At 45.7% G+C, this 23726-nt stretch carries 21 protein-coding genes; 12 read left to right on the forward strand and 9 right to left on the reverse strand.

From position 1 onward, the window contains the following. Positions 1 to 293: 293 nt before the first annotated feature. The 5 genes from parE to DXX93_RS16185 all read right to left on the reverse strand — a co-directional run bounded on the left by parE (position 294) and on the right by DXX93_RS16185 (position 4852). Positions 294 to 2180 carry a DNA topoisomerase IV subunit B gene (parE, locus tag DXX93_RS16165; RefSeq protein ID WP_116009009.1) on the reverse strand — a complete coding sequence of 629 codons (1887 nt, stop codon included), beginning with the start codon at positions 2178 to 2180 and terminating at the stop codon, positions 294 to 296. A 39-nt stretch (positions 2181 to 2219) separates the two neighbouring features. Next, a complete protein-coding gene (locus DXX93_RS16170; protein ID WP_258872690.1) occupies positions 2220 to 2816 on the reverse strand; it encodes a YqiA/YcfP family alpha/beta fold hydrolase in 597 nt (198 codons plus the stop codon). A gap of 54 nt (positions 2817 to 2870) precedes the next feature. Beyond that, positions 2871 to 3656 (reverse strand): metallophosphoesterase, encoded by a 786-nt coding sequence (locus tag DXX93_RS16175; RefSeq protein WP_116009010.1) that lies wholly within the window; start codon positions 3654 to 3656, stop codon positions 2871 to 2873. 79 nt (positions 3657 to 3735) lie between these two features. After that, positions 3736 to 4218, reverse strand: coding sequence for a DUF1249 domain-containing protein (locus DXX93_RS16180; RefSeq protein ID WP_116009011.1), 483 nt, complete (start codon positions 4216 to 4218; stop codon positions 3736 to 3738). Next, positions 4205 to 4852 (reverse strand): NUDIX domain-containing protein, encoded by a 648-nt coding sequence (locus DXX93_RS16185; RefSeq protein ID WP_258872691.1) that lies wholly within the window; start codon positions 4850 to 4852, stop codon positions 4205 to 4207. The genes DXX93_RS16180 and DXX93_RS16185 overlap by 14 nt, the downstream gene beginning before the upstream one ends. A gap of 155 nt (positions 4853 to 5007) precedes the next feature. Here DXX93_RS16185 and tolC point away from each other — a divergent pair, with 155 nt between their 5' ends. Next, positions 5008 to 6384: an outer membrane channel protein TolC gene (gene tolC, locus DXX93_RS16190; RefSeq protein ID WP_116009012.1), complete on the forward strand. Its 1377-nt coding sequence runs from the start codon at positions 5008 to 5010 to the stop codon at positions 6382 to 6384. A gap of 74 nt (positions 6385 to 6458) precedes the next feature. Here the strand turns inward: tolC and hldE are convergent, their stop codons facing one another. After that, positions 6459 to 7886 carry a bifunctional D-glycero-beta-D-manno-heptose-7-phosphate kinase/D-glycero-beta-D-manno-heptose 1-phosphate adenylyltransferase HldE gene (gene hldE / locus DXX93_RS16195; protein WP_116009013.1) on the reverse strand — a complete coding sequence of 476 codons (1428 nt, stop codon included), beginning with the start codon at positions 7884 to 7886 and terminating at the stop codon, positions 6459 to 6461. A gap of 47 nt (positions 7887 to 7933) precedes the next feature. Here hldE and lpxL point away from each other — a divergent pair, with 47 nt between their 5' ends. Both lpxL and DXX93_RS16205 read left to right on the forward strand, forming a co-directional pair. Beyond that, complete coding sequence (lpxL, locus tag DXX93_RS16200) at positions 7934 to 8878, forward strand: LpxL/LpxP family Kdo(2)-lipid IV(A) lauroyl/palmitoleoyl acyltransferase (RefSeq protein ID WP_116009014.1); 945 nt, start codon at positions 7934 to 7936, stop codon at positions 8876 to 8878. Between the two features lie 85 nt (positions 8879 to 8963). After that, the gene (locus tag DXX93_RS16205) at positions 8964 to 9701 is read left to right on the forward strand and encodes a TcpQ domain-containing protein (RefSeq protein WP_116009015.1); all 738 of its coding nucleotides are present in this window, start codon (positions 8964 to 8966) and stop codon (positions 9699 to 9701) included. A 109-nt stretch (positions 9702 to 9810) separates the two neighbouring features. On the opposite strand, the gene glnE is transcribed toward DXX93_RS16205, so the two are convergent. After that, on the reverse strand, positions 9811 to 12696 hold the full coding sequence (gene glnE / locus DXX93_RS16210) for a bifunctional [glutamate--ammonia ligase]-adenylyl-L-tyrosine phosphorylase/[glutamate--ammonia-ligase] adenylyltransferase (RefSeq protein ID WP_116009016.1): 2886 nt from the start codon (positions 12694 to 12696) through the stop codon (positions 9811 to 9813). Positions 12697 to 12881: 185 nt separating this feature from the next. Here glnE and DXX93_RS16215 point away from each other — a divergent pair, with 185 nt between their 5' ends. The 8 genes from DXX93_RS16215 (at position 12882) to DXX93_RS16250 (ending at position 19533) form a co-directional block, all read left to right on the forward strand. Further along, positions 12882 to 13937, forward strand: coding sequence for a hypothetical protein (locus tag DXX93_RS16215; protein WP_258872692.1), 1056 nt, complete (start codon positions 12882 to 12884; stop codon positions 13935 to 13937). A gap of 17 nt (positions 13938 to 13954) precedes the next feature. Then, entirely contained in the window at positions 13955 to 14860 is a 906-nt protein-coding gene (locus tag DXX93_RS16220) for a DUF350 domain-containing protein (protein ID WP_116009017.1), read from the forward strand. A gap of 78 nt (positions 14861 to 14938) precedes the next feature. After that, positions 14939 to 16633, forward strand: coding sequence for a polyamine aminopropyltransferase (locus DXX93_RS16225; RefSeq protein ID WP_116009018.1), 1695 nt, complete (start codon positions 14939 to 14941; stop codon positions 16631 to 16633). Between the two features lie 211 nt (positions 16634 to 16844). Then, positions 16845 to 17258: a YjfI family protein gene (locus tag DXX93_RS16230; protein WP_116009019.1), complete on the forward strand. Its 414-nt coding sequence runs from the start codon at positions 16845 to 16847 to the stop codon at positions 17256 to 17258. A 25-nt stretch (positions 17259 to 17283) separates the two neighbouring features. Next, positions 17284 to 17979 carry a PspA/IM30 family protein gene (locus DXX93_RS16235; protein ID WP_116009020.1) on the forward strand — a complete coding sequence of 232 codons (696 nt, stop codon included), beginning with the start codon at positions 17284 to 17286 and terminating at the stop codon, positions 17977 to 17979. A 103-nt stretch (positions 17980 to 18082) separates the two neighbouring features. Further along, positions 18083 to 18721 (forward strand): immune inhibitor A domain-containing protein, encoded by a 639-nt coding sequence (locus tag DXX93_RS16240; RefSeq protein WP_116009021.1) that lies wholly within the window; start codon positions 18083 to 18085, stop codon positions 18719 to 18721. Between the two features lie 2 nt (positions 18722 to 18723). Beyond that, positions 18724 to 19050, forward strand: coding sequence for a hypothetical protein (locus DXX93_RS16245; protein WP_116009022.1), 327 nt, complete (start codon positions 18724 to 18726; stop codon positions 19048 to 19050). A gap of 12 nt (positions 19051 to 19062) precedes the next feature. Beyond that, positions 19063 to 19533: an ion channel gene (locus DXX93_RS16250; RefSeq protein WP_116009023.1), complete on the forward strand. Its 471-nt coding sequence runs from the start codon at positions 19063 to 19065 to the stop codon at positions 19531 to 19533. 345 nt (positions 19534 to 19878) lie between these two features. Here DXX93_RS16250 and DXX93_RS16255 read toward each other — a convergent pair whose 3' ends face one another. Beyond that, positions 19879 to 20913 (reverse strand): L,D-transpeptidase family protein, encoded by a 1035-nt coding sequence (locus DXX93_RS16255; RefSeq protein ID WP_116009024.1) that lies wholly within the window; start codon positions 20911 to 20913, stop codon positions 19879 to 19881. Between the two features lie 234 nt (positions 20914 to 21147). Next, positions 21148 to 22671 carry a CYTH domain-containing protein gene (locus DXX93_RS16260; RefSeq protein WP_116009025.1) on the reverse strand — a complete coding sequence of 508 codons (1524 nt, stop codon included), beginning with the start codon at positions 22669 to 22671 and terminating at the stop codon, positions 21148 to 21150. 265 nt (positions 22672 to 22936) lie between these two features. Here DXX93_RS16260 and DXX93_RS16265 point away from each other — a divergent pair, with 265 nt between their 5' ends. After that, complete coding sequence (locus DXX93_RS16265) at positions 22937 to 23536, forward strand: TIGR04211 family SH3 domain-containing protein (protein ID WP_116009026.1); 600 nt, start codon at positions 22937 to 22939, stop codon at positions 23534 to 23536. Positions 23537 to 23726: the final 190 nt, after the last annotated feature.

Consider the following 23726-nt stretch of genomic DNA (forward strand, 5'->3'; position numbering starts at 1 on the left):
AGTAAGGCGCCATAGGATTCAAAAAGCGGATTGAAGATGTTGTTTTGAGTAGAAGATTAGAACACAGGGCTAGACTAGCGTGCTGATATGACCAAGATATGCTGTGCGTACTAGATGCATAAACTGTTGTTGAAAACTCTTGGCATGTGCTAGTAATTTAAGTTTTCGACTAACTATTTGAGTTTTTTCTTGTTGTTTTTTCTATTCATCTAAAACCTCAACTAACACACTACCAAGGCAAAATGTGTCAGCTAAGGTCTAAAGATTCAGAGTTAAATATTATCGCCCCAAAATTAAAGCTGCACCATATCGCCTTTGGTTTGCAGCCAGTCTTTGCGATCCCCTGAGCGCTTTTTCGAGAGCAGCATGTCCATGGTTTCCATGGTTTCATCGTGCTCATCTACCGTCAGCTGAACTAAACGGCGCGTATTTGGATCCATGGTGGTTTCGCGCAGCTGCATTGGGTTCATTTCACCCAAGCCTTTGAACCGCTGTACGTTAACTTTACCGCGTTTTTTCTCCGCCTCGATGCGATCCAGTACACCTTCTTTTTCGGCTTCATCAAGTGCGTAGTAAACTTCTTTGCCAATGTCGATGCGATAAAGTGGTGGCATAGCAACATACACATGACCAGCACGTACTAAGGGCAGGAAGTGTTGGGTAAACAAGGCACACAGTAAGGTGGCAATGTGAAGCCCATCGGAGTCAGCATCGGCAAGAATACAAATTTTGCCGTAACGCAGTGCCGATAAATCTTCGCTATCAGGGTCAATGCCCAGTGCCACGGAAATATCGTGAACTTCTTGTGAGGCAAGAATTTGGCCCGACTCGACTTCCCAAGTATTCAGGATCTTACCGCGCAATGGCATCACCGCTTGGAATTCACGATCACGCGCTTGTTTGGCACTGCCGCCCGCCGAGTCACCCTCAACCAAAAACAATTCGGTTTTTTCTGGGTCTTGGCTACCGCAATCGGTCAGCTTGCCCGGTAGAGCAGGCCCTTGGGTGACTTTTTTGCGCACCACCTTTTTACTGGCTTTTAGGCGACGTTGCGCATTGGAAATACAAAACTCTGCTAAGGCTTCGGCGATTTCTGTGTGCTCGTTAAGCCATAAACTGAAAGCGTCTTTAACGACCCCAGTGACAAATGCCGCACATTGGCGCGAAGACAAGCGCTCTTTTGTTTGCCCGGCAAATTGTGGGTCTTGCATTTTAACCGACAGAATAAAGCTACATTTATCCCAAATATCATCTGGCGTGAGTTTTACGCCTCGCGGTACTAAGTTGCGGAATTCACAAAACTCACGCATTGACTCCAGCAAGCCTTGGCGCAAGCCGTTAACGTGCGTACCACCTTGAATGGTGGGAATTAAGTTCACATAACTTTCAGAGACGGTCTCACCGCCCTCCGGTAACCAAGTTACTGCCCAGTCTGCCGCTTCGTGCTGCGAGTTAAAGCTACCAATAAACGGCTCTTCCGGTAAGCTGATGCTTTCGCCAACACTTTCTTTGATGTAGTCACTTAACCCATCTTCATAGCACCAAACGTGTTTTTCACCATCGTTTTTATCGTGAAATTTAATCGTTAGCCCGGGGCACAATACCGCTTTGGCTTTCAGTAAGCGTTTGAGTTTGGTGGTGGAGAATTTAAACGAGTCGAAGTAACTCGCATCTGGCCAGAACTTAACGCGCGAGCCCGTATTACGACGACCAACAGTGCCCGTTTCGGTTAGCTCTTGCACCTTTTCCCCGTGTTCAAACGCCATTTCGAACACTTTACTGTCGCGCTTAACGGTGACTTCAACACGGCTTGATAAGGCATTCACAACGGAAATACCAACACCGTGTAAACCACCTGAAAACTGGTAGTTTTTATTGGAGAATTTGCCCCCCGCATGTAGCTTACAGAAAATTAGCTCGACCCCCGAAACGCCTTCCTCAGGGTGAATATCTGTTGGCATACCACGGCCATCATCAATGACCTCTAAAGACTGATCTTTATCTAAAATAACCGTGATGTTTTGGGCAAACCCTGCCAGTGCCTCATCCACCGAGTTATCGATAACTTCTTGTCCCAAATGGTTGGGGCGATCGGTATCGGTATACATGCCTGGGCGGCGGCGAACTGGCTCAAGGCCGCTTAACACTTCAATGGATTCGGAATTATATTGGTCGCTCATCGGGTATTCTATTCGTCGTAGTTATTTTAGTTTGTGTCGTTATTTGGCGTTAGCTAACGCTAGGAAGTCAGTGATTGTCGGCAGCATATCAGCAAAGTCAATAAAGCTGTGATCGCCGCCTTGTTGCACAATTAACTGGCTGTTTGGGAATTTATCCACGGCAAGCTGATAATCTAACACTTCATCCCCTGTTTGTACCATCACTTGATACAGATTTTCAGTGATTTTTTGGCGCTCTAAGGCTTTTAACTCGGTCATGTGCTCTGGCAACACTTGATAACGCTCTTGGGTATACGGATTTGTCTGCCAGCCAATGTAATCAGCGAGCAGTAAGTAAGGGGTAATTGCCGGATTAACCAATACCGCTTTTACTTGATATTTTTCCGCTAAATACGTCGCAAAATAACCGCCAAGTGAAGAGCCAACAAAGTGCCACAGCACGTTAGGCCGGCTGCTGATGATCGATTCTAACTGGGCAATCGCTGCATTCGGCGAACTGATAATTTGTGGGCAGTAAAACTCTACCTCAGGAAAATGCTCGGCTAAGTAACGCTTGGTCAACTCCGCTTTCATTGATGTTGGCGAAGAATTAAAGCCGTGAATGTATAAAATTGCTTGAGGCATAACTTGCGACATAAAAATAGGTTCAGCTTAGTAAAGTTGTCAATTAAAGCGTTACACACTAACGCTTTACAAATAAATCACTTGTGACGTTATCTCGCCATTAGCGTGAAAGTCAAACAACCGATAACCGGGTTGCCCACTTTCTGCGACTAAGTGCTCTTGGTCACGTGCAAACTTAATTGACGTGGCTGGGCATGTATACACTGGTACCCTGTGTTTTGGCGCGCTTACAGGAAAGTCGATATCGCGATGCACGTGCCCGCAGGCGATTCCTTTAAGCGCATGCCAGCTATTTATTTGCTGCCAAAACTCATCTTGATTGGTGAGTCCATGGCGATCAATAAAATAGCCGACATCAATGGGATGATGATGCATAAAGCAAAACTGAAATGGGGGTTGATGGTGGTCTTGATAGTGATGCTGATTGGCACAATGCACCTGCTCTTTCAATGCGGCAATATCGACGTAGCCAGCGGGAGTGTCTGATGTTGAATCAAGCAAATGAAACTGCCAGTTGCTGCGTGAAAACCGTTTAGTTTGAGCAAACGGGGCGTTACAGAGCACATCGTCAAGTATGGCCATGTCGTCGTGATTACCCGCCAGAAAGTAGACCGTTTTATCACCGAGAATATCGCCAACAACTTCTTTAAATCGCTGATAAGAATCAAGGGTGTGATCTTGCGTTAAGTCACCGGTAAATACCGCCACATCAACCGCACTGTTATCGGCAATATCATGGCACACAGTGCGCAGATTTTGATAAACATTCGCCCCGTGATGCGCCCCCAGCTTATCCGCAAAGAGGTGGCTATCGCTAAACTGTGCAATGGTAATCGTCTTATTTGAAGTCATCAGTGTCACTTACAAGGCCGCTAAAGCGCTAGGTTTACCCTTAAATTAAGATTCGGTTTTATATTGAAGCGTTAACAAGCTAGGCTTTTCGTGACTGTGGTTTGCTTTCAGTAATAGCTACTTGGCCATGCATCAGACAAACTTGCAGCCATTCTTTTAAAAAGGCGTTCACTTGCAGCTTTTCGTCTGGCAGTAGCATTAAATCATTTGGGTAATGATATTTGGGTTTAATATTGCGAATGGCTTGGCTACTGATAACCTCTGCGGCTTGTGCATCGTGGTATAAGCGAATCATCATTTTCGGCGCAAGCAGGTTATCTAGTCCTGCAAAATCAAATTGCTGAACTTGCTCAACGGTGATCAGTGAAGTGTACTTGGTCACTTCTTTGACTGTGATGGCGTAATGTAACTTATCCGCAATAAAAAATTCACGCACTTCACCCACTTCTTCTTTATTTGCCAACAGCTTTAACGCCAGCATATAGTTAACCGCACAAAGCTCCATCAAACTGGGGAGGCTTGGGCGATAAGCAGGTTTAGGTGAAGTGTTAGTTAAGGCCATTTGTGTTCCAGTGTTCAATAAGCTGTTGCGCGTTTAATGCCAGCCACTGAATACCAATGATGGTCATCGCATTGTTAATTGTACCATCATTTACCATGGCTAGCGCATCCGTTAACGGCAAGACATGGACTTTTATGTCCTCGCCCTCGTCGTCAAGGCCATAAACGCCGCCTACGTCATTGCAATCTAATGGCGCGGCATACAAGTGAATGCGCTCCGAAGTACCGCCCGGTGATGAGTAGTAATTCGTTAAATGTACCAATTGCTGTGCATCTAGCGCCAAATTCGCCTCTTCTTGTGCTTCGCGCACTGCAACGTCTTGTGGCGCTTCACCTTCGCCAAACATGCCAGCAATAAACTCAACTAACCACGGATTGCCCCCCGAGCGCAATGCCCCCATGCGAAACTGTTCAACAACGACGATCGAACGCGTGTTAGGATCAAACGGAATAACGGCTACGGCATCACCGCGTTCAAAAACCTCACGCGACAACACTTTGCTCTGGCCACCGTTAAATAGTTGATGACTCACTAAATATTCGTCTATGCGAAAAAAGCCTTGATAACGGCAGTGACGCTCGTGAACGGTTGCATCGCCTCGATCAAACTGGTGAATATTGTTTTTAACTTTCACGCGAAATATCCTATCATTCCACTGTTTAATAATATTTTGTTACAGAAGCATAACACTGGTAAACACTTATTTGTTTCAGTTAGTTATATAAGCCTAGTACCATAGCTGGCTTAAAAGAATAAGCGTAACCTCGCACACTAAGGAATTGCTTGCCCATGAAAAAAACACTTACCTCCCTAATTGTAGGGATGTCACTTGCAGTGAGCACGACATCAGCAGTTGCTGATGACTTAATGCAAGTCTACCAACAAGCGCTAACCAACGACCCGGTACTGCTTAAAGCAGCAGCGCAATTTGAAGCTTCAAAGGAAGGAATTGAACAAGCCCGTGCGGTATTACTACCTCAAATCAGCGCAACTGGTTCATACACTGAAACTGACGTAGACAATATTGCCCGTCAAAACAATGGTTTTGGTATTCCTGATGGCGCCGTTTACACTGCTGAAAACGATAATGTGAGCTATGGTGCTAGCCTCAGCATGCAGTTGTATCACCACGATACCTGGTTGCGCTTAGACAATGCCGAAAAATCAGCGCATCAAGCAGATCTGGCGTATCAAATAGCTCAGCAAGACCTGATTATCCGCGTGAGTGAAGCCTACTTTAACTTATTAAGTGCGAAAGACACCTTAGAATTTGCTGAAGCCCAAAAAGTGGCGATTGAGCGCCAACTGGAACAAACCAAACAACGCTTTTCTGTTGGCTTAACAGCCATTACTGACGTGCACGAAGCGCAAGCGCAGTTTGATGACTCAGTAACGCAGGTTATTCGTGCACAAAACGACATTTACAATGCTGAAGAAGCCATTCGCGTCTTAACTAATGTTTACCCGCGCGATATTTTCGTGCTTAACACAGATCGTTTCTCAGCATCTCGCCCGATGCCAGATAGCGCTAACGAGTGGCAACAAACCGCGGAAGCGAAAAGCTTAGACATTATTTCACAAAAAGTATCGGTTGATATTGCCAAAGAAAACATCAATATTGCCCGTGCTGGTCACTACCCTACCTTGGATTTATCAGGACGCTTTTCAAACTCGGAAGATACCTTCCGCTTGCCGAATATTCCTGAAATTGAAGATCCTGACTTAGATACCAAGTCAATTGGCATTACCTTAACGGTGCCAATTTACTCAGGCGGAGCAACTTCAAGTGCCGTTCGTCAAGCACAGCATAGCTATGTGGCAGCGAGCCAAGATTTGCAATTTGCTTACCGTGACACAGTGCGCAAAACACGTAATGCTTACAACACAGTGATCGCTGGCGTTTCAGCGATTAAAGCGTTAGAGCAGTCAGTATTAAGTGCCGAAAAAGCACTAGAAGCAACGGAAGCGGGCTTTGAAGTGGGTACACGTACGATTGTTGACGTGTTAAACAGTACGCGCAACTTGTACGATGCCAAGCGTAACCTCTCAAGCACGCGTTACCTATACATCAATTCAATTCTCGGGTTGAAACGCGCCGCTGGTACGTTAACGGGTAAAGATTTACAAGATATCAATGCAGGTTTAGCCGCAGAAGCAGCAAAATAAAGCGAGCTACTTGATGATAAATAGTAAAAAGGCAGCCTAGGCTGCCTTTTTAATTTCTAAAGATATTTACGGGATTAGTCTTCTAACCGAATCGTATTGATTATCTCTGTGGTGGAAATCCCTTGCTCAAAATTAAGTACTTTTACCTCACCGCCATTAGCAATCACTTCCGCACCACCGGCAATATCTTCAACCTTGTAATCACCACCTTTCACCAGCACGTCAGGCAGAATATTGGCAATCAAGCGCTGCGGTGTGTCTTCGCCAAATTCAACAACCCAATCAACAGCGCCTAAACCTGCCAACACCGCCATACGGCGATCACTTTGATTGACCGGGCGACCCTCGCCTTTTAACGCCGTGACTGAGGCATCACTATTCACTGCGACAATTAAGCGCGTCCCCAACTCTTTGGCACTAGTCAGGTATGAAACATGGCCAGCGTGTAAAATATCAAAACAGCCATTGGTCATAATAATTTTTTCACCGCGTGCTTTAGCCGCTTTCACCGCAATCGCCAGTTGCTCTTCGGTCACGACACCAAAACCGCTTTCTTGTCCGGTGTGCATTTCGTTCAGCAGCTCAGCTTCACTAACGGTTGAAGTGCCAAGCTTACCAACGACAATACCTGCCGCTAAGTTTGCCAGCGCCGCCGCTTGTGTTAGCTGAGCTTGGCTAGCAATAGCAAGTGCTAAGGTCGCAATTACCGTATCGCCTGCACCAGTAACGTCATAAACTTCTCTTGCTAGGGTCGGTAAATGAAATTCTTCGCAGTCTCTGCGCAACAGGGTCATGCCCTTTTCACTGCGCGTTACAAGTAACGCTTGAATATCTAACTCAAGCAATAGCTGTTGGCCTCGCTCGACAATGTCGCGTTCCGTCTTACAAGGGCCGACAATGCCTTCAAATTCCGCCATATTGGGGGTCAATAAAGTTGCACCGCGATATTTGCTAAAGTCATCCCCTTTAGGGTCAACCAACACTGGAATGCTCTTCGCTCTGGCCGCTTGGATAAGTGATTGCACATCCGACAAGGTACCTTTGTCATAATCAGACAGTAAAAGCACATCGTGATCGGCTAACTTACTTTCGACCAGCTGATGCATCGCACTTTTATCTAATTCCGCCATTGATTCTTCAAAGTCCAATCGAATCAGCTGCTGGCTGCGACTTAACACACGTAGCTTAGTAATTGTTGGCGCTAAATTTTGCTCAGCGAATGCGCACTCAACCTTAACTGCGGATAATTGCGTGGTGAGTGCTTGAGAGGCTTCATCTTGACCAGTAATACCAGCTAAGGTAACCGCCCCGCCCAGTGATGCAATGTTCAGCGCCACGTTCGCGGCGCCGCCCGGGCGGTCTTCATGTTGATTAATTTTAACAACTGGTACTGGCGCTTCTGGGGAGATACGCTGAGTTGCTCCTTGCCAGTATCTATCTAGCATGACATCGCCTGCGACAAGCACGCGCGCTTGGTTAAAGGAAGGAATATCTAGTTTCATCCTAACTTCCAAAATATGTATAATGCCAGTAGTTTACCATGTCTAGAATGTATCACGTGAGCAAAAATAAATTATTACAGCCAAACTTCAAATTGTCATTTTTTCTCCCCAAATATTGGCTCACTTGGCTAGGCGTAATGGTAATGTATTCAATTTCTTGGCTCCCGTATAAATGGCAACTTGGGCTAGGTAAACAAATTGGCGGATTACTCTATAAAATAGGCGGCAAGCGCAAGCATGTTGCCGAGCGAAACCTTGAATTGTGCTTCCCAGAAATGCCTGAGAGCGAACGCCAAGTTATATTAAAAAAGAATTTTGAAAACACCGGCATTGCCCTACTCGAAACCGGTATGGGTTGGTGGTGGCCAGATTGGCGCGCAAAGCGCAAAGTCAAAGTTGTCGGCTTAGAGCATTTGGCTAAAGCGCAACAAGAGGGACACGGCGTATTACTACTTGCCATGCACTACCTCAGCGTTGAAATTTGCTGTCGCGGCGTTGGCTACACGCATCCGATGGTGGTTTTTTACCGTGCTCACAACAATGCCTTAATGGAATTCTTTCAGCACCGCGGCCGCGGTCGAGCCAATAAATATATGCTAGGTAAACGCGATATCAAAGGGCTAATTGGCGCGTTGCACGAGGGTGAGACTTGTGTCTATCTGCCCGATCAAGACTACGGAAAAAACCGCAGCTTGTTTGTGCCCTTCTTTAGTGTTCCCGATGCTGCTACCACCACTGGCACACTCATTTTTGCACGACAAAAAAATGTGCAAACACATATGGTAATTCCAACGCGCAACGATGACGGCTCCGGCTATACCATTGAAATTAGCCCAGCGCTAAGCAATTTTCCCAGCCAAGACGACGTCGCCGATGTCTCGCGTATCAATCGCGAATTAGAACAAGCGATCAGCTATAAACCTGAGCAATATATGTGGCTGCACAGACGCTTTAAAACAAGACCAGACGAAAACTCGGCGCCACTTTATTAGCGCTCAAAAAGCGAGAAAATTGTATAAATTTCGATTTTTCAGTATGGTTATATTGAGGCTTGCTTGATATATGAATGAATAATCAATGAATTTTTGGATCCGCAATGGTGTTTTTGCCGTTTTGCTCTCGGGCTTAGCTTACTACTTGTTGGCTAACCATGAGCTTATTGCCTCGCTTGTTGAAGAGCATTCGGAGTCAGATACCGAGCAAGCGGGTCCTGCCGAGCAAACTGCAACGGCCGCACCAGCAACAGCCACGACTTCACAACTCACTGATCCACCTCAACAATCTAAAAAACCGTTAACCAAGTCAAAAAACAAAGCGGCTGAAGGTTTGTCTAATTTTTACGCCAGTATTCAAGGGCCAGATGAAAAAGGCGACGGCCCCAAAATTAGAAATAATGTCGTTTACTTACCTGAGCCTCGAGGTGATTTAGAGAAAATCCTTGAAGCAAAAACAGTGATCACTAGACCCCTCAAAAAAGACTGGCAAGGCTCTACAGAGTCTCGCCCATTTCGCACTGGCTCAACCTTGTTTCAAAAGCTCGTCGAATATGCCGAGCAAGATGGCCTTGAGGTGATGTGGCGTTTAAATCGCGACTTAATCATCAAAGACCCATTTCGCATTAATAAAGAAATTCTGGCAACGGCGTATCAGGTTGGCAACGCGATCAGTGGCCACTTTCCAGAAGGCGTTGACGTATACTTTTGTTATCAACAACGCACCATTGTTTTTCAAACAGGGCCGCAAGCGTATTTAGCCAAAAAATGCCGCTTGCTGACGTCACAAAATCAATTTAGTAACAATCGCAGTTACTATTAGCTCTTTACTAGTAACCCTTCACTATGAAATTTGGACACTTCCACTAATTTAAATTCACTAGCGTTTTGGCTGTTTCAAAGCCCAGTGCCTAAACCCCAAGCCAACAGTACTATGCAGGATTCCCCAAAATACGCTGCCAAATAGTGGCAACAGAGCCTGACATTTGTTCAAACTGCGACTGGGTTAACAACCCTTTATCATCTTGTAGCACAGCGCGATGACTCGCATTGCGAAGCGAGCAGTAGCTTTCTGTTAACTGATCAGCCTCCTGAGCCGTTAATATCTCAACTTGTGCAAGATCGTTAATAATTCGAATATTATCCGAATATTGAGCCAATAGCGGAAACTGCTGGCTGTAATTTAATACCAAGAACTGGGTTAAAAACTCAATATCCACCAAACCACCAACACCGTGTTTAATATCAATGCACTGCGTCGATGACGTATCTATATGAGCGCGCATTTTCTCTCGCATCGCTACGACTTGGGATTTTAGTTCGTCACGGTTTCTGTTGCTGGTTAACACTTGCTTTCTAATCGCAGCAAAACGCTCCACAATGTGTTGATGACCAAACACTGGCCGAGCTCGAACCAGCGCCTGATGCTCCCATGTCCACGCTTCGTTTTGCTGGTATTGGGCAAAAGAGTCAACATGGATGACTAATACGCCAGAATTACCTGACGGACGTAAACGCATATCTAGCTCATACAAAATACCACTGCTCATACGCGTATTGAAAATATGCATCACCTTTTGCGCCAGCTTGACATAAAACTGGCTAGCAGCAATTTCACGCGCGCCATCGGTAACATCATTGAGGGGACAATCATGGACAAAAACGAGATCGAGATCAGAGCCATAGCCAAGCTCTATCCCGCCCATTTTTCCATAACCAATCACACCTAAGCCTTTGTGATCTGTGCCTAGGGTTGATCTTGGTTGCCCAAAGCGCGTCACTAATTGGTGCCATGCCTGCTGTATAACTTCTGCAATGATGGTTTCTGCTAAAGCGGTTAAGTGATCACTGACTTTCATCAAGGGCAGCACACCACTGATATCTGCCGCCGCAATACGCAGCTGCTGAGCTTGTTTGAAATGACGAAGCCCGTTCATCTGAGTTTCGACATCTTCTTCTGGAATGCGCAACATGGTTTGCTGCAATTCACTGGCATAACCAGACAACGGCGGCGGATTGTGCAGCAATTTAGGATCGATCAATTCATCGAGTAAAATCGGGAATTTGGCAATGTATTCACTTATCCAATGGCTCTGCTCGCACAAGCTAATCAAGTGACGCAGCGCACCATCGTTCTCGAAAAGTAATTCCAGGTAAACCGTGCGGCTCGCGATTTTTTGCACTACCTGCAATACCCGAGCTAACACGTATTCGCCACCGCTACTAGTGTGAATGTGCGATAGCACGCGCGGCATTAACCTGTCGAGTACCTGTCGCCCCCGTTGCCCTATGGGGTGCTTTTCCAGCTCTTGTTTGAAATTGTACAACCCCTGCCATGTCGTGGCTTGTTGCCAGTTAGTGGCAATGTCCTGCTGCCAACTAAAATGGCTATCGTCAGACCAATTGTCTAACCACAAGGTTTGCCAGTCTGCGTCAACATCTTCATGGTTCGGTGTTGCTTCACCAATTAGGTGGTTGAACTCCTCGTGCACGACCTCTAGATGCGCTGTCAGTGCCGCCATAAATACTAGCCAATCCACAAAGCCGAGTACTTGTATCAAGCGCGCTTGGTTAAGCTCATCATCGGGTAATGTCTGCGTTTGCTGATCATCAATCGCTTGCAGCACATTCTCCACGCGCCTTAAAAAGCAATAGGCCGCCGCCAACACTTGGGCACTCTGTGCTGGCATCACCTCATTTTCAACCAACAGAGGGAGAGCCGTCAGCAGATTGCGTTGCTGTAGGGCTTTGATACGACCGCCGCGGATCAACTGAAAAACCTGCACAATAAACTCTACTTCGCGAATGCCACCCGCGCCCAGCTTAATGTTATGCGTCAACTGCTTACGCCTAACTTCTTGGCTGATCATCAACTTCATTTTGCGCAGGCTTTCAATGACGCTAAAGTCAATGTAACGGCGATATACAAAAGGCCGAAGTAAATTGCTTAGCTGCACGTGGTAAGGGCTATCACCAATTGGCCTTGCTTTGAGCATGGCATAGCGCTCCCAATCGCGCCCTTGCTCCTGGTAGTAATCTTCTAGCGCCGCAAAGCTCAGCACTAAGGGACCACTTTCACCAAATGGTCGCAAGCGCATATCCACACGGTAAACAAAGCCGTCGGCTGTTTGCTGATTTAGGGCGGTAATCAACTTTTGCCCTAAGCGAGTAAAAAACGTGTGGTTATCGAGCGATTTACGCGCCCCTCGAGTTTCACCCGTTTGTGGATAAACAAAAATAAGATCGATATCCGACGAAAAATTCAGCTCACCACCGCCGAGTTTTCCCATCCCGTAAACAATCAACTGCTGCACCTGACCATCATCACTGTGTGGTATGCCCCAGCGGGTTTGGCAAAAATCCGTTAACCAATTTAACGCCGCAAGAATTAGCGCATCAGCCAATGCTGTCAGCCGGCTAAGTGACACTTCCAGTGCTACTTGCCCGACCATATCAGCAGCTGCGATGTGCGCCATCACTCGTTGGCGATATTGTCGCAGCGTCCGGTGCATCGCCTCTTCATTGTCAACGGATGCAAGTAAGCTTGTCAGTTCAGCCAGATAATTAGGCAGCTCAGTGATACTGAGTTTGTCATCACTAAATATCTGTGCAATCGCTGCTGGTTGTTGCTCAAATACGCGGTAAACAAAGTCACTTAAACACACTGCGTTAACCAGTGCCTCAAACGCTTGGCCATCTAGCCCATCAATAGCGTTTTTATGATTCTCAATAAGCTGCTGCGCTCGATGTTCGGCCAATTGGCTAAGCGAAGCAGAGTGTTGGAATAACGGGTCAGTTGGAATCGACAGGTTTGGCATACTTTCCCTTCTCGACGATGTGGCAAGCAGATAATGGTTTAATCAATATAGAATAACGTTTAGCATGACATGGATGTAATACTCGTGATGCAAATTCGGCATAAACTTAATGTTGATCACAAAACTGTTGCAAACTGTGTCTCAGCCAGAGTTTCAATAGACATATTATGTCACGAATGTTATTAATGAATGATAACCATAGCATTTTTAAGGATGAGATGGCACAAATGCAAATCACCAAAACCCTAATATTAGCATTAGCCTTGCTCTTGAGCGCCTGTGGCGACCCTGTACAAGAGCAAATTGATGCACAAATTCCATTGACCGAGCAGCGCGTTCAGCAACTTGGCCAAATGCTCGATGAAGGCCAAATTCGCAACGCGAAATTTATCAAACAATACGCAGCACAAGTGGCGCAGAAATCGCCTCAGCTGGCAACCATTGCCGATGAATTTCGCAAAGACGCGACCACACAGGGGCCGCTGTATGTCGCGCTGCTTGAGCGGATAGACTTAGTAAAAAACCAACCACAAATGTTTGCCAGCAAACAGGCACGGTTTGAGGAACTGCTCAATATTTACCAAGCTGCCGACCCTGTACTTTTTTCAGACGCCCTCAGTGACCCACTCAATGTACTCGCTGATATGTCAGACGGCGAATTACCACGCGTTAATGCGATGTCGAAGAATCAAAGTATGGCAGCCAACAATGCACAAGACTTTGGCGTTGGTGAACAGCTGATTGGCAACCCCGCCTACGGCCAATGGCAAACCGACAGCAACGGCATGTCGTTTTGGGCGTGGTACGGTGTTTATCGCCTGCTAGACGATGTGCTTGATATTGATGGCTTTGGCCGTAAGCGCCGTGGCAAGGTGTATTACAGCAACTGGGGAAAATCGCGTAATTACAGCTACTATCACGATTACGGCCGCACGCGCTACAGTTCGCCAACACAATTGCGCAAACAAACACAGCTGGAAACTCGCACGCGTAAGTCGTTTGAAAGTCGCGGCCAGCGCTTTACCAGCGCTTATGGCAAAAATCGCAGCGGCGCATCGGGGGTTTCCAGTCAAAGTAAAACAGCGCAAGCAAGCGCCAGTCGATTCTCTTCAAATGCCGCGAATAAAAGCAAATTTGCGAAGACATCAAGCAGTGCCTCGAAAAGTAAATACAGTAAAAGCAATGCCAGTTTCAGAAACAGCAGCAGTAGTACCTCACGCGGATTTCGTCGCGGTAAATAAGGATTAGGAGAATAAAAATGTTAAGCAACTTATTAGAAATTACTGCGTTAAATTCGAATTTAATGACTTTTCTCGCCGTTGATCTCGCCATTGCCATTGCCCTGCTAAGCGCCATGCGTTTTGTTTCAGGCGTGACCGCAAAAGTGAACACCACTGACGAGCTAGCCAAGCAAGATAACTTTGCCTTTGGCATTAGTGTCGCAGGTTCCATTGCTGCGCTCGGCATTGTGTTGTCAGGGGCGATTACCGGTGAAGCTGCTGAAAGCTTGACCATGGAAATTATCGGCATGGCCTCATACGGTATTCTTGGCTTGCTGCTGATTAAAGTGGGGCGATTAGTACACGATAAATTTGCCTTAAACCAAATCGACAAAACCGAGCAAATTAAGGCGGCAAACGTTACTGTGGGCATAGTTGATGCCGCTGGCGCCATTGCCACGGCCATTATCATTAAAGCTGTATTAATCTGGGTTTACGGCTTAGACGTAAACACGTTAATTGCGATTTTAAGCGGTTTTGCGGTCTCACAAGCCATGCTGGTTATTGCAACGCGTATTAAGGAACGCCAGTACGCGAAAAATAATCAAGGCGATTCGATGCAGCAAGCTTTCGCCAACGGTCAAGTCGCGCTGGCTATTCGCTATGCTGGGCAAGTGATCAGCACCGCACTGGCAGTCACGGCAGCGAGCTACTTCTTTAGTTACAGCCCGGACACATTAGTGGTTAATTTATTGGGCTGGTTAGCGTTCGGGATCGTGATGACCATACTCGTCGCCCTGCTGACGTACCTTGCCAAAAAACTCATCCTTTGGGGCATTAACTTAGTTGAAGAAGTGGATCAGCAACACAATATCGGTGTTGCCGCGATTGAAATGGCGATCAGTATTTCGATCGCGATGATTTTAACAGGCCTAATGGCCTAACGCTGTTTCACACATATCTGTTAACGCTTGTTATGACGGTATAAGTCATTATGCCGTCAACAACTCACGGTTTATCACATGAATAATGCTCGTCGTCTATTGCTTGACGACACCATCCTTATCCTAACCATGGCAGTGCTCGCTGGCTGTGGGTTGATCTACGAATATCTGCTGTCTCATTATGCAGGCCGCGTGCTAGGTGTGATGGAAAGTACCATCTATACCATGATTGGCTTGATGATTGTTTCTATGGGCTTAGGTGCCTTCGCCGCGCGAAAAATCAAATGTCCATTTAATGGCTTTGTTTGGCTCGAAGCCATTATTGCCCTACTCGGCTGCAGTGCGATTTTATTGATCGGTGGTGCCATTGCCGTCACTCAATTATTGCCACAACTTATCGCCGATACCTTCTTACTACCGCCAGATGCGATGCCAAGAGGCGGATTGTTTAAATCACTCAGCTGGCTAGCGCTAAAGCTGCCCTACATATTTGGTGTGTTGCTTGGCTTTTTTATCGGCATGGAAATTCCGTTAATCGCCAAAATTCGCGAGCATGTGCATCAAAAGCACTTACAGCACAACCTTGGCACAATTTATGGTGCCGATTACATTGGTGCCGGTATTGGTGCGGCAATCTGGGTGATCTTTTTACTGGCAATTGATATCAGTAAAGCTGGTGCACTAACCGCGGCGTTAAACTTGTTAGCAGGCACCGTATTTATCACCCGTTTTTGGCATCAACTCAAATGGCGTAAAGTGTTAGTTAGCCTGCATGTGCTGTTGGCTGTCGTGATGATGATTGTCTACCAGTTCGGCAATGGCTGGCTGAACCAAATGAATAACCTGTTATACCTCGACAAAGTGGTTTACACCGATAAAACTCGCTATCAACAGTTAACTTTTACCGAGCGCAACATGGGGCTGGGGAATGATTCTGTGATCAGTTTCTACCTCAATGGTCGTTTGCAATTTTCCTCGATTGACGAAGATATTTATCACGGCTACTTGGTCTACCCTGTGCTAGCGAGTAGCGCGCGCACAGACAAAGTGTTAATCATTGGTGGTGGTGACGGTTTAGCGCTTCGTGATGTACTTAACTGGGGCGCCAATCACATCACCCTGATCGACTTGGACGAGCAGTTACTGGATATTTTTGCTGAGCCGAGCAAGCACCTGCCAGCACCACTGGCCAGAAAAATTAGTGCGCTTAATCAACACAGTTTAACCGATGATAAAGTAACCGTGATGGCCGCTGACGCCTTTATTGCCATCGATCAGCTCATTGCTAATCGCCAGCACTTTGATGCGATTTTGGTCGACTTACCTGATCCCAGTCACCCAGATCTCAACAAGCTTTACTCGGTTAACTTTTACGCTCGGCTTAACCAGCTACTATCAAGCGATGGCGTTATTGGGGTACAGTCAACCAGCCCTTATCATGCTAAAGCTTCGTTTATCGCGATAGGCAATACGTTAAAAGCCGCAAACTTTGCCCATGTTGAGCAATACCACGACAACGTACCCAGCTTTGGTGAATGGGGTTGGAGTATTGCTGCGAAAACAGGCTTATCGCCATCACAACGGCTTGCTCAACTGACGGATTTACCCGTTGAACACAGCTGGCTAACGCTTGAACTCATGCTCTCATCATTTCATTTCCCGCAAGGATTTTATGATGAGCAAGCGCAATATGGCATTAATTATTTAGGCAGTCACACCATATACCAGCTACACCAGCAAGCATGGCGTGATCAGCAGGGAATTACGCAATAGCAATAAGCTGGGCCAACAAGTAAAGCGCAGTATTAGAGTAAGCGGTTTTGTCGCAGACAAAGCGCGAAAAAGTAACAAAAAGTAAAAACTTCGCTGTAGCCGCTTGACATATTATGTCTGAGTGCTACATTAACAACCAATGACATATTATGTCACTTAGCAATTAGTGTCGATATCGCCACTTTGCTACTTAGTTAACATGAGGAAAAACATGAATATACATAAGATAGCTGATCACTTAAATGCGCTAGCAGATAACTCTGAAACCGGGATGGTTTTTGATTGCCAGCCAATTTCGGGTGATGTTGATGTACTGCAAATTACTGTTGAAGGGCGTGAAGAACTCCCGATTTTTGTCTCAGTCACTGACGACCAGATTCTGTGTATTACCTACCTTTGGGGTAGCGACGAAGTTAAACAAGATAAAATCGCTGACATGCACACTGCAATGTTAGAGATGAGTATTCCTATGCCATTGTCGTCTTTCTCGAAAATTGGCGACAAGTACGTTATTTTCGGCGCCCTTTCAATTAGCTCGACGTTTGCCGATATTGAGCACGAGTTAGCAGTGTTAAGTAACAACGCGATCGAAATTATCGACGATATGAGCGATTACCTAGTTTAAATAAACCATCATTGAGGAGCAATTTATGAGTATTTTTAAGAAAATTATGACAGCGATCCGTGGTGGTGCTACGGAAGTGGGTGAAGCAATTGTTGATGCCAATGGCACCCGCATTTTTGAACAAGAAATTCGCGATGCCGAGCATCACCTAACCAAAGCAAAACGCGATTTAACCAATGTGATGGCACAGCAAATGGCAGCGAGCCGTGAAGTAGAGCGCCTAAACCGCGAAATTACTGAGCACGAAGGCTATGCCGCACAAGCACTGGAAAAAGGTGATGAGTCACTGGCACTAGCGGTTGCTGAAAAAATCGCAAGCTTAGAAACTGAGCTAGGCTCACAGCAGCAAGCGTTAACGAGTTTTGAAACCAACGCAAACCGCTTAAAAGAGCTAGTGCGCAAGAGCGAACGCCAAATTCAAGAGCACAAGCGTCAACTGTCGATGGTTAAAACCACAGAGAGCGTGCAAAAAGCGACATCAGCAATCACGGATAACTTTTCGTCAAGCAACTCTAAGTTGTTAAATGCCAAAGACTCGCTAGAGCGCATCAAAGCTAAGCAACAGCAGTTCGACGACAAAATGAAAGCCGCTGAAGCACTTGAAGCAGAAACGGGTGACGGCTCATTAGAAGCACAGTTAAAAGCTGCGGGTATTGGCGCTGCAGATAACAACGCAAGCTCAGTATTAGATCGCATTAAAGCGAAGCAAAACAAAAGCTAATTAAATAAGAGTTACCCAACCAACTCAGTCTACCTCGTCGTTCCCCCCTGCGACTTGTTAGGCTGAGTTTTCTTGTTTGTGGCACTTGCTTAAAGGATATTTTATGAGTTTTATCAAAAAGCTATTTGGCAACGAAGAAAAACAACGCGCAGTCACGCAAGCTAAAGATTTACAGCTTAACGACATGATTGCCATGTCTGACAGTTTTGGCTTACCTAGCCTGCTACGCGACCAGCAATTTCAAGTAACCGCAATCAACTGTTACGAGTTTGAACACCGCACGCAGACTGAGTGGGTGTTAACTGGCCAGAGCGATATCGAACTTTATTTGTCGCTTGAAGCCGACGACAAAACCTACCTCAAATTTTCCCTTAAAATAGCGGATGCTGATGTTGAAACCTTGTTTGATTTAGAGGAGTTTTCGACCGTATTTGACGAGCCCGGTCATGCTCAGCTTTCTCGTCAATCAGACTCAACACATACCCAAGACTGGAGCGATAGCCATTATCAGCAACAAGCCTTTGCACAAGTGGGTTATTTTCACCGCAAAGACAATCGCGTGAGCAATCTAAGCCAGTATGAAGGCAGCGATAGCGGTGAGCAGTTTGAGCTTTATACCTTATACAACCAAGATGAAGACAAGGGTATTGATATTGAGGTATGGCAAGACGGCGATACGGATGTCTTTCTTACCTTGTTTCGCCCGGTCACTGACATCGTAGATATGTACCCGGGGAGCTAGCCATGTCGCGCAAATTACCCGAAAAATGGGAATCATCGGTAAAAGCCATGAAAGCGGTGCAAGTGGCATTTGATATGGATGAGCAATTTCAGCTCGCCATTCGCCGCGAAGCGCTTGATGCTGGTTTAAGCCCCTCTGATCAAATCCGTACCATTCTCGGTTTACCCACCAGCAAACGGCCTAAACGGCCAAGGTTAACGGTTAGCCTATCACCAGCAGATTATGAGCTATTAGCTGAAAAATATGGATTAACCGCCGATCAACAACTGGAAATCAAGCGAAAATTGATGGATGATTTGGTCTTACATGTTAAAAATCAACAAGATTAAACACGCCATATCATGATTGTCTTTAAATCCATTATCGAAAAGTCTGGTTTTTACCACATCGACGAATACGGTGTAAAAAACTATAACCTCGGCATTATTAGCTTATTCGCCATTGCCCTTTTTATCTCGCTCACACTTTGTTTTGGTTACATCACTTATCAAGCGGAGTTTGGGCAAGAAAATGCCACGATTAGTGATTATCACGATGCCGTTTGGTTGATGTTAATGGCTTCTTCGACCATAGGATTTGGCGGGGAATTACCAGTGACTGTGCTTGGCCGCATTATGGTATTCTCAATGTTTGTCTTAGGGGTGGGTATTCTTGGCTTGCTTGGTGGTGTATTTGTACAAAAGGCCTTTGGCTTTTCCGACACCAATATCAAGAATCGTGAGCTAAGAAAGCAAAACCAAGAGATACTCGCCAAAGTGAATCAATTAGAGCAAAAAATTGATCAACTATTGGCGAACCAAAACGCCAAATAAAAACGGCACGCTAACAAGCTACTCCCCCACTTAGCCATTTGAAATGACTCATAAGCTCGCTAACTCGCCAACGGCTACAACTTGGTGAGCGACATTGGCTATGCCAAGCTGGCATAAAACTTAGTGAAGCAATAGCAATAAAAAACAAAAACTGGAAAAGGGAAGCTTGTAAAAACACTGACACTTATCGCTGGCCTAACAAGCTTGTTGGCGTTATCTGGCGGTACCAGCTATTGACGCGCAACCTTGTCTCGATATCAAAAAACTTTCTCGCGAGAAGTTAGCTTTAAATGCATGAATATATTAATTCATTCACTAATCTTTCTTTAAACCTGAGGTTACTAACTACTCGGCAACCTGTGTGGTTGCCGACGTCACTTTTTCCACACGTACCACTAACCCAGTTGCTGCATCATAGTCGCTGCGGTACCTATCTGCTTGGCCGGCGCCAATAAACTTGGTAAGTGTTTGCCAGCCACTTTCTAACTGCTTAGTACTGTTACTCGACGTTAACGGCTGGTGCACCTCAAAAAGCTTTAAGCCTGGCTTTTCATAGGACATTTTTACTGGTTGGTCGATGATTTTTACCGGTGTATTGAGCGCTACATTGTCGTAAAGCCACTTAATGTCATCGTCGTACATACGAATACATCCGTAACCAGCACGCGTGCCGATACCAAAGCGTTGGTTAGTGCCGTGAATAAGGTATTCACTGGTCGCTAACCTCAGTGCGTATTTACCGAATGGATTGGTTGGGCCAGGTGGAATTTCATCCGCTAAGACAGCGCCTTTTTCTGCAAGGTAACGCGCTTTCATTTCCTCGCTCGGTCGCCAAATGGGCGCTTTGCGTTTCTCGCCGATATAGCTCGTCAGGTTTAGCATAGCGAGCCCTTTTCGGCCTATGCCCACCGGAAAGACATGAACCTTATTTTGCTCAGGTTGAAAATAGTACAACCTAAGCTCCGGCAAGTTGATCACCACGCCTTTGCGCTCAACAAATGGCAACAACAATTGCGTGGGAATATGAATCCTTGAGTGCTCAGTTTTTATATTACCATCAACTTCGCTATTTACTGCCTTATCTAGTTCCTTGGCTTGTACCTTGAGCGAGGCGTATACCTCATTACCTGAAGGCTTTTGATAAGTTAAAAATGGATCTACCCCCGGGTTGGCGGCAATCAATGCGAGAAAACCAACATTATATTGCTCAGCTAAACGTTGAAAGTAATCACCACTGACGACTTGATGTTGGGTCGGCTCACCAATCAATCGCTGATTTGAAGGGGGTAAAGAATAAGACTTGGCCACTACAGCAGTATGAACCGCACTAAAGCCAGCCGAGCACAATAACGTGAGAATAAGTAAAGGTTTTACCACCATTTAATACCTCTAACGTGCATGCTAACGTCCTTATCACTGACTTTTGATTCGCCTAATACTGCGTAGCTTAACCTAGCTTGAAATAACAACGGCTAAGTGATGAATAACCCCATCGCGACAAGTTTATTCATCACCACAGCGGCTTTATCGCCAGTGCTTATTCATCGTTTCAGTTATTGCCGTTTAAGCTACCAGCGATTGTGCAACCCCTCTCGCATTGAATTTGATACACCCTTACAGCCAGTACGGCTCTACTTTAACTGCTGCTTGATATGACTGATTAATCACTTGCAGCAGGTTATCGACTTTGGTGTTTAACCAGCGGTTGAGCTTTTGTGAGCTTTGCTCAATCGCATTTAATTGCTGTTGCAATAAGTTGAGTGTCGCCAGCTCTTCAATACCGTGAAATACATCCAACCAAGTACGGCGATATTCAGTGCGGCTGCTTTGCTCATACAAGGCGCCAAACCAGCTGCCAGTATGCAAACTGGAAAACAAATGCTGTTGAATCACTAAATATTCCTGCGCACTGAGTTGCATTTTATTACCGCAAATCTCTTTAATGGCCGTTAAGTTGTTGCTCAACTTAGTTTTCGCGTGTTCAGTTAGCGAACGCGTTTTCTCAACGGGCTTCACCACAGGATCGAGAATAAATTGCAACAAGTGAAGTTGCAGCAAATTAAACTTAGCTGACATCAGCTCGTGTTGAATCACTTCTTCACTTGGAAACTGGCTGCGTTCAATTTTTAGGGTAGACACCAGCTGGTTACTGTATTCAAGCTTCTTGCGGTAATTGCCCGACTTCAACGTTAGGTCGTTAATATGAATAGCCGTTTCTAACCAGCTTAAACTTTCTAGCGACTCTTTCAACAAGCTTTCAAGCAAGTTAAAGGTCGTTGACGCAATTAAGTTTTGGTGTAAATAAAGCCCTTGTTGAATAAAGCTCAACGCCTCAAATACCTGCTTAACATGCGTCAATTCAGCTGCGGCGAGTGATTGACCAATAGCTTGTTGTAAACAACTGAGACCATGCTCAAAGCCCAATACCATCGCCTTTTCAACCGATAGCTCAGGGTTTAATGGCACCTGAAAACTGATTTCATCAGTCGTTGAGCGATGAATTGCCCCTTGCCATAGTAGATAACCACGTGCGGCTTTACTTTGTCTTCCCGGCGTCACGGTAAATGCCTGGCAAAGCTCTTTTGCCAGCGTAAAAATAGCTTGGCGCTCGCCACTGACAAGCTCTAATTCAATTTCATTGATCGGCAATATTTGCCCTTTCGATTGGCCTTTTGAATGGCCTTTTGATTCGATAATGCCTTGATCAAAAGCCACTTCAACAACCGAGTCTCCCACATTCACTTGCCACGTAGTGCGATAAAAGTTCGTTGAAAAGATCGCCTGCAAGTTTGCTTGAAGCTGTTCAACATCAGTGGTTGTCGGCCAAATATCCGCAGGAAACAACGCTAGTTCAGGCGTACTATCGTCAATCGCTACATTGTATTCTGGCCGTTGGTGCAATCCACCGACGACAATACCTGCCGTTTTAATCGTTTGCTCGGTGTAATCGTCGGCTTTGCGCACTCGTAGGCCAAAGTCATACTGGCGAAGCATACGATCACTGGTGTCAAAGTAAGTGTTGCTAAGTTGGCGTGCAGCCTGGGTGTAGGTATATTGGCGTTGGTTGAGGAGTTGTGTAAATTGACTAACGACATCGCCGCCATCAATCAGGTATTTAAGCTCAATTTCTGTGGACATGTAACAGTTAATGGACTCCTAGCTATTCGCAAGCTTACGTGGATGTCCTTGTGAAAAACCAGAGAAATAGATTACAAAACCGCCACTTAACAAGCAAGCCTTTTCTCGACACTCCAGGTGCTTTTGCCTGTGAAACAACCATATTTGGCGTTATTTTAAAGCGATTATCGCTTATTCTTTATTTTCCAAAGCTCTGGCTTGCGCTCTTGTTCACAAAGCCCTAATATCGTCTCCATCTTTATCACAGTATTTCAATCGGTATCGCATGGGGAAATTACTTAAATTAGCGGGTGCAGCCTTATTTGCAGTGTCTTTAACAAGTGCTGCTCAGCAAGCTAACACTGAGTATCAGGACGGTTTTATTTCAGATGAACTATTCATTTACATGCACTCTGGCGCAGGCAATAACTACCGAATTGTCGGCAGTATTAATGCGGGATCACAAGTTAAGTTAACCGGTGAAAAGAACAGTGGTTACACCCAAATCATTGACGAAAAAGATCGCACGGCATGGGTTGAAGACAAATACGTGTCAACCAAACCTGGCTTGCGACACGTGGTAGCTGAGCTCAATGGCCAACTTGCCTCGACCAGCGAGCAAGAATCACAGCTTAAAGCGCAAATTGCCAGCAACAAAAAGCAACTCTCTGCCATTCAATCAGAAAATACCGAGTTGACCAACAAAATTGCAACGCTGGAAAGCGAACTAGCCAGTGCACAGTCAAAGCTGGAAACGCAGGATTTCGATGTCATGAAAGAATGGTTTTTTAACGGTGGAATTGTTGCTGGCCTCGGCTTATTAGTCGGCTTGTTTATCCCGCAACTCTTTGGCCGCAAAAAGTCGTCCATGGATAGTTGGAAATAGGCATAGGCTCTCGTCGCCGTTTGTTATCTTATACTAGGTTGTGCTCACTGAGTTTGTCGTGACTAAGTTTATCGCGACCAAGGTGCCCTAGCTTAGCGACACTAAACCAAAGCCTCAAAGTGAGGCTTTTTTTGTAAGTTCGCTACTGACTTTTGTGAACTTCTCTAGATTTTTTTGGTCATTTAGCCCA

It is taken from the genome of Thalassotalea euphylliae (assembly GCF_003390335.1).
Classification (GTDB): domain Bacteria; phylum Pseudomonadota; class Gammaproteobacteria; order Enterobacterales; family Alteromonadaceae; genus Thalassotalea_F; species Thalassotalea_F euphylliae_B.